At 43.8% G+C, this 13,204-nt stretch carries 6 protein-coding genes and 1 pseudogene; all 7 read right to left on the bottom strand.

The features are described from left to right. Positions 1-433: 433 nt before the first annotated feature. Complete coding sequence (locus NST74_RS15395) at positions 434-985, bottom strand: NADAR family protein (RefSeq protein WP_341113023.1); 552 nt, start codon at positions 983-985, stop codon at positions 434-436. 2 nt (positions 986-987) lie between these two features. Further along, the gene (locus NST74_RS15390; protein WP_341113022.1) at positions 988-1,875 is read right to left on the bottom strand and encodes an NUDIX domain-containing protein; all 888 of its coding nucleotides are present in this window, start codon (positions 1,873-1,875) and stop codon (positions 988-990) included. A gap of 26 nt (positions 1,876-1,901) precedes the next feature. Continuing rightward, the gene (locus NST74_RS15385) at positions 1,902-2,912 is read right to left on the bottom strand and encodes an AAA family ATPase (protein ID WP_341113020.1); all 1,011 of its coding nucleotides are present in this window, start codon (positions 2,910-2,912) and stop codon (positions 1,902-1,904) included. Next, entirely contained in the window at positions 2,909-3,589 is a 681-nt protein-coding gene (gene pnuC / locus NST74_RS15380) for a nicotinamide riboside transporter PnuC (protein WP_341113019.1), read from the bottom strand. Before pnuC ends, NST74_RS15385 begins: the two co-directional genes overlap by 4 nt. A gap of 860 nt (positions 3,590-4,449) precedes the next feature. After that, the gene (locus NST74_RS15375) at positions 4,450-11,226 is read right to left on the bottom strand and encodes a stalk domain-containing protein (protein ID WP_341113018.1); all 6,777 of its coding nucleotides are present in this window, start codon (positions 11,224-11,226) and stop codon (positions 4,450-4,452) included. 110 nt (positions 11,227-11,336) lie between these two features. Beyond that, complete coding sequence (locus NST74_RS15370; RefSeq protein WP_341113017.1) at positions 11,337-12,278, bottom strand: hypothetical protein; 942 nt, start codon at positions 12,276-12,278, stop codon at positions 11,337-11,339. Between the two features lie 327 nt (positions 12,279-12,605). After that, positions 12,606-13,178 (bottom strand): annotated as a pseudogene (locus NST74_RS29995) (chitinase N-terminal domain-containing protein); the annotation flags it as partial. Positions 13,179-13,204: the final 26 nt, after the last annotated feature.

The following is a 13,204-nucleotide window of genomic DNA, read 5'->3' as shown; positions in this document are numbered from 1 at the left end:
ATTAACAACCTGATCTTGATTGAGCCGGTCGTTTTACACTCCGTAGAACATTACAGAAATCCGCGAGCTCTTTCGAGAACAGTATAGATGAAAGTAAGAAAATTCCATAGTAAAAAAACACTGCATCCTTGGACCAGTGTTTCTTATAATTGAAAAGATTGATTTGTTTATTCCAGCAAGATGATGAGTTTCCATTTTTATTATTTTCCGGGGCTTCATTTAACAATTATAACAAGTTTACGGATTCGGTCCGCTCCGCTAGTAATCATGACTTCCACAAGCATAAGCTGCTTATTTTCAATAATGATAGACATTTTCTGTAGTTGACGGGACGGTTTAAGATCCGAAATGTACATCACTCAATAATAACCTGGAAGTATGGATTATTTTGGAAATGTAATCAAAAGCCATTTCTACTCGTCCTTGTAAAAATCTAACGTCGAAGCAACTCGTCTCGCACTTCCGTCAGCGCGAACCCAAGCAGATTTCTGCCCCGCCATTTCACGGGATTCTCTGCATCTGGATTGGACTGGTCCATGCCGATCCCCCATATACCGTCCTGCGGGCTAGCCTCGACTAGGATACGGTTCTTCGTCGAGTTGAGATAATCGGCAAGCTTCGGATTTTGTGAAAATTTGGCCAAGCTGGCTCTTTTGACAATTCCGTAACATTCCTTATCCCAAATGTCATTGTCAAAGTTTCGGACTGCACGTCCAAAAGCCTTCATCTCCTTTGGATGTTTAGCTTTAAGGATGAAATCCAGTATTTCGTCATCACTGAACAACCTTGCCTTCTCGGCCATCATAAACTGCTCAGCACAGGAGTACTGCAATCCCTCTACCGTAAACGGGCACATCCACCATTGGCTGAAGCAGCTTTTGTCGATGCTCCCGTTCTTAGGCGCTGTATGTCCCCAAAAAAACACGAATTTGAACTTTTTTCCCTCGTTATATGCTTTTCTTAACTCATCAATATTGTAAATCATCGTTAATCCTCCAAATTTCTCCGATACAAGCGGGAAGGCCTATGCCCCGCATTTTCGGTGTAATGATCGGTTTCCGCCACAAGATCAACCACTTTACGCCTGAAGGCCGCCTTCAACAGCTCTTTATCCATAACTACCTCATAGACCTGCTGCAGTTCCGTTAAGGTAAAAAACTTCGGCATTAAGTGCAGTGCAATATCGGTATAATTCACTTTTCCCCGCAACCGCTCAATAGCGCATGCTATGATTTTAGCGTGGTCGAAAGCTAATCCGTCATTCGATACGATCTCATAATCCGTGCTAGTCGACGAAGTCTTCGCTGTCATGGTCCTCGCTACGACCGCCGAAAGTTCTATATCTTCACTGCTTAGTTTGAGCTCGCATTCCAGAGTCTTGATGTATCCGTCCTCAATCAGCTCTTTTTGCTCCCGCAGCGGCTTATAGGATACCTTGAACCAGGCGGCGTCTGCGGCATCATCTCCCGCCTTAAGCTCCAACTTATCACTGTTGATCAGAGCCATATAGCTGCAGCTTATCACCCACGTTCGTGGGTCACGCCCCATATCACTAAACGTATACAGCTGCTCCAAATAAACGTCTTCCACGCCGGTTTCCTCGCCAAGTTCCCTTACTGCTGCCTGCTCAGTCGTCTCATTCTGCCGGACAAAGCCGCCAGGTAGCGCCCATTTCCCCAGAAAGGGGTGAGCTCCACGGCGAATGAGCAAGATCCGCAACTCCTTTTCTGGCAGTTTGCGATAACTATCCGCCTCTGTATCTGTCACGGTGAAGATTACCATATCTACCGCCACCGAAGGCCGATCGTAATCCCCTGCCCTGTACTGTTCCAAAAATTCGCGTTCCGTAAGCCCATCCTTATCCAATAAATCCAAGTCGGTTCGCCTCCATTATTATTGATTTAACCGTTCAACGCTCCAAAAAAGTTTCCATAAGGCTCAAACTTCGCCAGCACCTCGTCTACCTTGCGTATACGTTCCTCCAGACTCCCACGCAGCGTAATATAGGGAATCCGCCGCTCCTTCAAATCTGCCATAATCTGTTTATGAAAAATATGCCGCTTCTGATCGCCGCTGCGATCCCATGTATCGTCGTAAGGAATATCGTCATCGCATAGGAAGAACAGATCATAACGTTGCGCGTTCTCCAGAGCGATCCGGGTTAACAGCTCGGGGGCCCGGCCATGGTAATCGAGGGCGAACATATACGTAGTAATTGCATTAGTATCGACGAACAGAAACCGGTTCGCCGCAAGAATTGCCTGTTCTTCTCGCTCGATATGTCCCACCGCGATTTCATCGAACGCTTCCAAGCCGATTCGGCGGTCCACCTGATGCTCGGTCCAATAATCGCGTCCGTATTCACTCGCAAACGTCGTGCAATATCTCCGTGCCAGCGTTTCGGTGATCGTCGACTTACCCGTCGACATCGCTCCAACGAATACCACTTTCGTAATCAAATCGCGGTACACGATATCACTTATGAACTCCCTGAACTTATATGGATCGGAACGGATCATCGTCGCTGAGATCGGAACCCGCTCGCGTGCTTCATCGACCCGCCGGTCTACCGCACCCAAAGCGAGACTCATATGCCCGCCATAAAACTCGCTCGAGTAAAAATGCGTTACTTGCTCTCCGTTCAGTCGACCGAGTATATACTGTTCTTCCCGGATCTCATGCTCCCTAACATCCGAATACCCGTCCGGGCCGTCCCAAGCTTCAATTACCCGGACTTTTGGATAAAGCCTGCGAATCCAGTTTGCCCGGACATGAAGCGGGATCGGTGTGACCGTCGTTTCGTAAATGACCACGATTAATTCATCGACCTCTTGTAGCGCCGTTTCGATCATAAACTGATGACCTTTATGCAGCGGGGCGAACTTTCCAAGTGTTAGTCCAAGCGTTTTCATACCGCCACCTCCTTCGCCCCTTTATTCCAAATATAGTACCCGTAAACTGCATTGACCAGATACGAGCTCCACATCACAATCATCAGTAAGCCTTCTCCGCTACCCTCCAGCATACGAATCGTCCACAACAACACTGTAAAGAGATTTAACACGATATAGACCAGCCATTGTTCCTTGAACCTTCGAACCATTAAGAAGGTCGCAATAACAGACAGTACCGTCGTAGTGGCGTCAATGTAAGGCGAGTTCTGTCCCGGAATGAACGAAAGCCCAAATCCGAGTAATAAACAGCCAATCACACAGACTATCCCAACGAGGAGCAGTCCTCTTAGATCCATCTGTCGCATGGTCAGCTTACCGTCTTCTTGACGGTTATTTTTCCACATGTAGAATCCAATGACATTCATAGGAACGAAGAATAGCAGATTCAGCATTACCTCTCCAAACAAACCGTTAATATAGGCCAAATATGCGTAACCGACAGTATTGTACATACCGAAAACATAGCTCATTAAGTTACCCTTTGCCGCAAGTACCACACATAACACTCCGGTAATAAAAACCGTGAATCCGAATAAAGAGTCCTTTGTAATCACCGTAAACCCGACAGCAATTGAGGTAAACAGCACCAACCACGAAATTTCGAACAGATTCCAGCCACCTGCCACCTTTTTCATCTTGCATCCCTCCGTTTTTTTCACTCATTCAAAGAGCGAAAAACATAAATTATACTTAGTATCATTATGTTAATAACATATTGTTACTATCAAAAATAACAGATAATCTTTCAAAGGGCAAGTAATTTTTTCCTATTTCCACGGACAGGTACATATTTATTGATGATGGATTGTTAGGATCAAACATAAGCCATTTGCTCTTGGCATAATTGAAGTCGTCGCCAGTAAGGTATACGGCCCATCTTTTTAACCGGCGGAAGTTGGATTTCAACTATGATTAATGATCGATCTGTGATACAAAAAAAAGCGTTTATGCATAAATACTCGGGCGTTTCTTGGCTAATGCAACTGATAGATATAGCAGATTTGCAGTAGTCGTAAAGTGCATTCTCTACGTTTTTTCTGCTAATGAACATCCCTTTATGGGACCAAATGTTGAGATTTCTTGCATGGTTTGATCTGATGTGCATAGTAGAAAAATCCCCCTTCTAAAATGTTTAATATCATACAATAACAGTTTCTGTCCATTTCTAAACGATTGTAATATCCTTATATAATCGTTGTTGGTGAGGCAGTAATGGAATCATAGTAGACAACTCATATCTTTCTGAAACAAAACTGCCCGTTAGCTTAATAAAATGAGCAAGCTGCGGTAGCCTGCTCAACATACTGTGTTATTGTACTATCGTTCTCCGGTAATAGCTTAACGGCTGGAGTTTTTATGATGATATGGCTCATTTCACTTCACACTTTAGTACATCCTAGTACATGCTTTACTCATCCCGGTACATACACGAAACCCTCTAACATTGCAATGCATGTTAGAGGGTTTCGTGTGTAGCTCCTAATGTTAGCGAATACTACTTCCTGATACTAATGGATTTCGTAGTATTATCGAAGAATATATCTGCACCAAAATACTCAACAATGAAGCGTAATGGAAGCATAGTACGACCGTTTACTAGTTCGGCTGGTACATCCATTCCTGGTACAAGTTTACCGATCGCAATCGACAAAGTCTGACCTTCCATGGTAATCATTACGGTTTTCGTAATGTTGTCCCAGCCTACCTTTGCTCCTAAGCTATCAGCAACGAAGCGCAGTGGCACTAAAGTTCTGCCTTTAACTACCATCGACGCAACATCCATGCTCATTTCGATTCCGTTTAATTTATACCCTTTCTTTCCTAGAGTAAGTTCTAATTTCACAGGTTCAGGCTTGGTTGTAACAAAGATATAGCCTAGCCCTTTTGCCGTGAAGGTAAATTTACCTGTCTCATGGTCATAATTGCCACCTAAACGTTCCGTGTTACCGTTCAATCTCAGCAAGACACCGCATAACATGCTAAAATCGTTAGGTGACAACTTCTCTTTTGTCAAATCAAAGGTTACTGGTATAAGTCCTGTATAATCCTTTACTTCCCGGTCATCCGCGAAGATCTTCAACTCATATCCCCGCCCTACAACCGCGTCTCCTTTATCTACAGGATTAATGACAACCTTCATCCGCTTTCCTGTATTCAATTGCTTCAATAATTCAGGGGACAATTCAACAGATACGGTGTCATTCGTAACGATTAGCGGTTTGTCGGCTTTAATAATCGCACCGATTGTATCGCTTTGAATCTCAAGCTCGTCTATTCCGGTTGACATCGTCAATTCAATAGGATTACCCTTCTTTAGCTGCTCTTTAATTGTAGCATCAATACGATCCGATACCGGCGTACTACTTTGGCCACCTGAATTTCCGCCATTGTTATTGCCATTATCGCCGCCGTTATTATTTGCAATAATTACGATAGTTAACTCTATTGAATCCATGCCAGCATGATTGGAAGCCGTAACAGTGAATTTGTATGTTCCCGGTTCAGTAGGCACCCCTGAAATAACCCCCGTAGCTCCTTCTAAATTCAACCCAGCAGGTAAATAATTATCACTCACTGTCCAGGTAATCGGTTCGTCACCGTATACCGCTAATGTTACCGTATAAGTTTCTCCAATTTTTCCGCTTGGCAGATTCTTAGTGATAATCTCCGGAGCTGTAGCAACTGGCATATCCTCTTTAATCTCGATGCTGAATATTCGCTTATCTATACTAAAATCATTCGTTGCTGTAACAGTGAATTCGTAAGATCCTGCCTCTTGAGGTGTACCCGAGATTACGCCTGTTACTTCATCTAGGTTCAAATCTACTGGTAAATCTCCTTCCTGGACCTTCCAAGTCATCGGATCGCTGCCGTATACCGCTAATGTTACCGTATATGGTTGTCCAACTTTGCCATTCGGCAAAGTCTTAGTGATAATCTCCGGAGCTGTTTCAACTGAGACATCTTCAGTGATCACTATATTGAACGATTTCGAGTCACTGCCAGCGTCATTGTTAGCTTGAACTTTGAACGTAAATTGACCCCATTGATCCGGTGTACCAGAAATAACACCTGCATCTTCATCCAAGCTCAATCCTGATGGCAATTGACCGTCTACAACGGCCCATTTGATCGGCTTATCGCCGTCAGTGGTAAGAACGGCCGAATACGGTTGTCCTACCTTGCCATCCACAAGTGAATTCGTCGTAATGGTTGGCGCCGTACCTGCGTCATCAACCCATTTCGCATATAATTCAATATCGCTTGTAACAGGATCAGCAACGAAATTCCAGGCATCGTTTAATCCTGCATCTTGATACCAACCGCCGAAAACAGCTTTTTCTTTTGCCGGCGCTGTTGGCTCAGTAATTGTCCCGCCCATATCAGCGAACTTCATCACAACTTCGCTGCCACCGTTGGAATCAAAAGTTACCGCATATGGGTTGTGCGCGCCGATGGAAGGCGTTCTGCCGCTAAGTGGATTGCCGAAGAAATCTGTTCTCTCCGTCATATGAGGCAGTGCATTCGCCCGATCCACATATGGGCTTACAATTTCAGCACCTGCACCATAGGCCAGGTTATTACCGTCAGCAAGACGGAACCCGTTCATCGCACTGTAATCAAGCTTGGCATCAACTGTTCCGCTGTTGGTAATCCAATGTTCCGGCGCAGATTTATAATCATTTAATATAGAATTTAGTTCCTCTTCCGTTACATAGCGGTTGTCTGTTGCTGTTACGCCTACACCTAGGTACCCGCCTCCACCTGCGTTCATGCTCCCAAAAAGATTAGCTGGATATACTATGTTGTTCGTAAACCGTCCGGCCGCAAATGGAGCTGATGTCCCCCCGCCTTTCAGCCCAACCTGGTTGTTTGCCCCAGTGTAGGCAAAAATATTATTTTGGAAATAAATATGCAAGTTGGAGGCCGTCGGATCAAACACTAACGAACTGCTATTCTTCAATGGCGTGACGATGACATTGTTATAGTATAAGCCGCTTAATTCCTCGCTCGTTGAAGAACCTCCCGCAAGTAATATAAGACTGTTAAAGCTCTTGTTAAAATCCGGGCTGCGACCGTCGTTCACACTGATGTTATAGCGAACGATATTACCCTTGGCAGCATTCATCTGTAAGTACCAACCACCATAGTTATTTCGGCTGTAATTGTATTCATACACATTGTCTTGACAATAGTTGTCAATGTCCCAAGCCATACCGTCATTACTTGCATGATAAGGGTTATCCACAGCTTCATTATAGCGGAAGATGGTGCCTTTACTTGCCATAATCCACGCAGCCGCATAGTTTTGCGAGCCTAGATATGTTGGTGTTGTATTATTTGGTCCCCAGTTCGTAACCAGGTTGCCGCTCTTATCGCTTAAATAGCTGTAACCGTTGTCTGTGACCACATTCCGTTCCACAAGGGAGTTGTTCCCGCCGGACATGACAATGCCATCACCAACCGAACTAGAGACCCAGTTGTTTCTAAACACAGCGTTGGATGCCCAAGGGTAGCTTGAGTTACTCCATGTAATACCTGTGTTATTAGTCCCTGGATTGCTTGGCCCGTAGGCATTATTGCGAATACCTTCGTTATCACAGCGAAGGGTTTTGTTACCTTCAACCAATATATCTACATAACCATTAATAATGATGCCGCCGGACACCTTATTTGCTCCATTTGCTTGGTGCAGCCCATTAACATCATGAACATAGTTATCACGAATGACGATTCCTTGCATACGAGCATCAGCATAATCTTGAATATTAAACTGACCTTGTCCCAGCTTGGAAATCCGTGACATTACAGCGATACCAGAACGGCCATCACCTGCTGAATTGCCGATGTTCGTTACTTCAATTCCACTGACTACCCAATAGTTAACATCATATAACTCAATGGTTCCGTTTAAGGAAATGCCTGATGGGCTCGACCCAGTTCCTCCACCATTAATTACCGGGCGTTGGTTAGGGTCGGCCGTATTATATTTTGTAAGCGTAATCGGATTTCCTTCCTCACCATTACCGCGCAGTCTGATTTGTTCATTCCATACGCTATTCGCATCCAGATAAATGGTTGAACCTGGCATAAATACATATTCATTAATTTTGGAGATTGATTTCCATGCCGTATCTGGTGTACGTCCATCTGCATGATCGTCACCGTTATTAGAGAAATAATAATCACGGACTTCAAGGGGTGCAATGTTTAACTCAAATGTGATCTCGGCAGGATTCAGATTAAGTCTAACGGTATATTTCCCCGGCATGATATTATTTCTTGTAAATGAATCTTTGTTAATCTTCAATACATTACCACTAACTGTATAATCTACATCCCGTTGTAGAGTAACAGTGCCGATCTCCACTCCAGCTAGATCCGTTAAATCTGGATTTACGGTGATTTTATAGTCATCCAGACCAATAACGTATGTGCTGTCTTCCAAGTGACTATACTCTTTAGGCAAGAGCTTTAGCGTAATAGAAGCTGTTCCGGATTGGGCTGTTATTCCACTATCGATAACATATACGTCATCGATAAAGTGCCTATTCTGTATATCCTTAACGGTTCCAGGCTTGTTGCCCCAGTTCGTAGCAAGCTGCAATGCATCGATCTTGGAAATATTGTTCTTCACTAGGGTATCAAAGTTTCCGCCATCTGTTGATTGCCTATGAATGTCTTGTCCATCGATTTTGTAGGTTGTTCCTGTTGGAGTAACGAACCATTGAAATTTATGCCAGCCTTCACTTCGCTTGACATCTACAGGATAGAATCTCCCGGATGAACCGGGTCTGACTGCGTAATTGGTCAGATTTGCTGCCCAGTCTCCATCTCCATTTCCATAATTTATTGCGATATGTTCATTGGACGATGGGGTTAAGCCAAAGACAGCGTGGTCATTGGAAGCCGCTCTGCCATCATCATAGTACCAAGCATTAACGATTGTTGTTTTACCGGTTGCAGGGGCGTAATTATAGGTACCTGGAACAGTAGCCACCTGACCGGCGCCGCTTGATGTTGCGGCCTTTCCTCCGGTACGGGACATCACATCGCTGTGAACATATCCGTTCGCACCATTTGAAAATTTCTTCTCCCCTTCAAATCCATCGTAAAACATAGTGTCAGCCTTATTGAAGTAATCAACGCTCACTTGAACAGTGACCTCTTCGTTCCCTGTCGGAACATAACCTCTCTTAACCGTCACGAATCCGGCATCATCAACTTCAATCTTATCCTTGTCTTGATCTGACGGGCTGAAGCTGATGTTATCAGCAACGAACACATCAGCAGTGTCAACGATTAACCGTGTTCTATCTCCTGCCCGTAAAGTATCGCTCTTGCGAATTAGTGCAATGTTGGCTGTATATTGTGCACTCTCCCCGGATTCATCAGAGTCCAAGAATCGTGACGTTGCGTTGCCGTTTGCTTTTACTTTAAATGTATCATTTAAAGTCGGGGACAAAGCCGCATCATTGCTTGTTGCTGCAATCGGACTTCCTTTAGCCACTCCATTACTGTAGAGTTGAACCGAATAGGCAGATGCGTTAGCGACGCGGTCCCATGCAGCGTATGTGCCGTTCCATCTGACATTTACCGGTACAGGCAATTTCTCGATCTTTAATATTCCGGATGCTGCAACTTCTTCACTGATGTCCCCCGCATTATTAATGACGATGGCTGTAACCGTGTAGTTGCCCACACCCAGTGCCCTTGCATAGGGCAGGACATGATGCCTTTCATGATTGTTAGGCTGGTCGGGTCCCCCATTTTTCGATAAATAATAACCAACAGGTCCACCGTCTTTGAACAGTGTTACAAGGGTATCACCGTAATTGGAGGCGCCACTATAAATGCCCGTGTCTGAATCAAGCGTCGGGTTAATTGGCGCATTCACCTGTGTATTGGTGGTTATCAACAACGGTACAGCATTGGATTTCACCACAATTCCGTCTGCCGAAGACACTTCGCAATAATAGAAATTACCTTGTTGTGAAGCTGCGTCCACATTGGGAAGCGTTAATAGCGCCTTATCAGCTCCGCTGATTTTTGTGCCGTTTAAGCCAGACTCGTCGCCAGATGCATACCATTGATAAGATGAAGCAGCGGCTGATGCCGCAACGCTTAATGTTGCTGTCTCACCTTGTTTCACTTTTGCCGCTGTTGGCTGAGTGAGTATTTCTAAATTTGGCAATCCACCAGGAGGTACCAAATTCAATGTTAATATTCTGGTTCCTGTTGTTGTAGCCACATCTTTAACAACATAAAAATCGTCGATTAGATGTTTATTATTAATATAAGCTTTGTTGCCTGACTGGTTGTTCCATCCTCCAGCTATTTTAGGCTGTATGGTTGTACCGCTTTTCATAGCTTTGTAAATATCACTTTGTGCTGAATCGGATATTAATGTTCCGTCTATTTGTAACGTCGCACCATTCGGTGTAATGAGCCACTCGAATTTATGCCAGCCTGTGGAGCGTAAAGCCCCGCTATCTTTCCAACGCTTGCCTGCTGTACCCGCTGATGATGGTGCATAAGCCCATGTATATCTCGTCGGATTGTGAATAACATCAGCCTCTGAACTTTGATAGATGGTCCCAGCAAAGGTAGCATTTTTGCCATCTACAATAGCAAATTGAGTTCTATCCGTCGCTGTCTTCTCCTCATCAGGGTACGGGTCAAAATACCATGCCGTCATCTTATAATTGCTGCCTGCTGGCAATGCCACGTCTTGGGATACATTTTCATTATTCGTATCACTCGATGGTGTAATCGCTTTCAATCCAGAGCGGGACTGAGCATCGGACAGCGTGTATGACGTACCTAATTTGCCAGTTGATGTCATCGGACCATTGTTGTTCTCGAAGTCCTCCATGAATAACACATCTGAATCATGGTAATAACTCGCCGTGGCCGTGATTGTCACCGGGATGCCCGGAGCACCTGACGACGCAAATGTATAACCGCTAGCTAATGTAATGTTCCCCTGATTATTAACGGTTAAAAGATTCGCATTGCTGGAATCATAACTCACCTCGTCAATAACCGCTCCTTTAACCAGACTGCTTAAAGGCGAACCTTTATAGGTAAGATTCACCCTGCCTGACTGACCTGCCGCTTGTGTCAATTCTAGTACAACAGAGTCAAAAGATTCGGCCCCTCCCGCAGCTGACACTTCAGATGCAGGTGCCAAGCCGAACAGACCAGGGAATGCCAACGTCGTTGCCGTAACTATCGACAAAGCTTTTTGCATCCATTTCGATCGTATCATCCCAAAATTTCCTCCTTTTGAAAATAATAAATTTATACTTTTATAAAAAATCTGTATCTATGAAAGTCTCAATAGACATAGATTCTTATAAACTTAAAAACATAACTATTCTAGTTCACTTCTAATTCACTGAATTGTTTACCGTTATACACGATCTTCAACTTATCCGTATTTGCAATTAACGCTCGTAAGTCAGATTCCGCCAATCCGTATATAATGGAATCTTTCACTTCTTCCAGTTTTAGCTTGGTGATTTCCGGTTTTGTGATTAATGAGGCAATGACATCCTCGTCCATATAATTACCGATCACTGTCTCACCTATAGAAGCAGCAGCTAATGACTCCCAGAACTTAAGAGATTCGGTATCTTCCTTGGATATATCCAATCGATTTAGCACTTTCTCTTCCTTAGCCTGTCCCGCTATCGCTAACGCGGCCGTTAATTTATCAGCAACACGAACATATTCCGCACTTCTTGATGTATACTCAACTTGCAACTCGGCTTCGCTCATTTTCGTTTTTTTAACCTGGGTTTCTACCAAATCCGGCCAACGGGCGCCACTTAAATATTGCATATATTGATATAAATCAAACTGAGGCAACCCATAGTAAGTCTCTCCTGAATCATCCATCTTAGCTCGCTTTACATTTTCATCTTCCATGTCGGTTTTTAGCTCATCAAAGCTTTTGTAAGGGGCGATCCCCCGCTCGTCTGCAATAAATTGCTCCTGCTTGGTCTTTAGCAATACAGTCATCGCAGATTTCTTGGCGTATTCAGATGGGGTTTCATGATTTTCGCCGTATTGACGTGTCCAGAAACTCTCATCTACTTGGGCTCCATAAGTTTTGAAGAAATAGTCTGTCGTTATAGCTCTTTGCTCTGTTACATAAAATTGAAATTCTTCCTCAGTTACGGCGTATCCATCTACTGTAAATATCCAATTTTCAGGAAGTTCCGCCTTTTTGTTTGTTAAGCCCAACACGAGGAATGTAAAAACAATCAGAGCGCTAAACAAGATAACCACTGTCGGTTTTCGTCTTTTAATCCCCATGACGCCCCCCTTTTCTAAAATTCAACCAAAGCCTATGGCAGTGACATTCGTCCCCGTTGTAGGAGAAGATTCCAAATTTAAATGGTTAGACATAATTGTAAGTTTAGCTAACTCCTAATGTAAGCGCTTATTTAGACTGAATTAGAACAAATTTGACTAATAAAAAAACAGTTCTAGTTCGCAATTTTGTGTGCTAGGGGATCAATATATTTCTTCTTACATCATCGTTTTACAAGTGTTTTGCATAGTTCAATACTATAGTTCAATACTAAATTCCAAGAAATAAAAAAGCCGAATGGATCGTACTCATCCACTCAGCTCATAGGTTTATTTTACAATAATCTGTATAGTATCACTTTCCGTTGTTCCACTTTGATTTATAAACTCACCGCGATATTGATAAATACCAGGAGATTTCCCTGAAATTTGAGTAGTGGCGAATTGAGCACTTGGTGTTTGTAAAGATAAAGATTGCGTTTCAATAAGCTCGCCATTTTCATATAATCGATACTGCGCTGCGTTCGTGCCCCACCACATATTAGCAGTAATTTTATAGTTCCCATCTTGATCCCAGTTGTCACTAGACAACACAGGTTTGCCGGGCTTCGCATCAGTCACGGTGACGGTGTGTGGATCACATGAAGTCTTTCCATACAAATTCGATAACTCACATGAATATACATAGGTTCCATTCGGCTTACCTTGAATAGGAATAATGGAAGTCTGGGCAGCTGGCGAAACATCGCCCAGTGACTTCGTTTGGATCAATTGGCCATTCTCGTACAACTTATACAGTGTGCCATTGTTTCCCCACCACATATTCATCGTAATCTCATAATTGCCATCATGTAAGCCTGTCGCAACACCGCTATTATTCGATAATGTCGGTTTACCTGGCACCCCATTTGCAAGCAATTCCGGGCTAC

Source organism: Paenibacillus sp. FSL F4-0125 (assembly GCF_038008565.1).
Lineage (GTDB): Bacteria > Bacillota > Bacilli > Paenibacillales > Paenibacillaceae > Paenibacillus_AQ.
This window is presented reverse-complemented; position numbering and strand designations above follow the sequence as displayed.

Bases quoted from the DNA above. Each gene is read 5' to 3' on its own strand.
- NST74_RS15375 (WP_341113018.1), bottom strand. From the start codon at position 11,226: ATGATACGATCGAAATGGATGCAAAAAGCTTTGTCGATAGTTACGGCA.
- NST74_RS15370 (WP_341113017.1), bottom strand. From the start codon at position 12,278: ATGGGGATTAAAAGACGAAAACCGACAGTGGTTATCTTGTTTAGCGCT.
- NST74_RS15395 (WP_341113023.1), bottom strand. From the start codon at position 985: ATGATTTACAATATTGATGAGTTAAGAAAAGCATATAACGAGGGAAAA.
- pnuC (WP_341113019.1), bottom strand. From the start codon at position 3,589: ATGAAAAAGGTGGCAGGTGGCTGGAATCTGTTCGAAATTTCGTGGTTG.
- NST74_RS15385 (WP_341113020.1), bottom strand. From the start codon at position 2,912: ATGAAAACGCTTGGACTAACACTTGGAAAGTTCGCCCCGCTGCATAAA.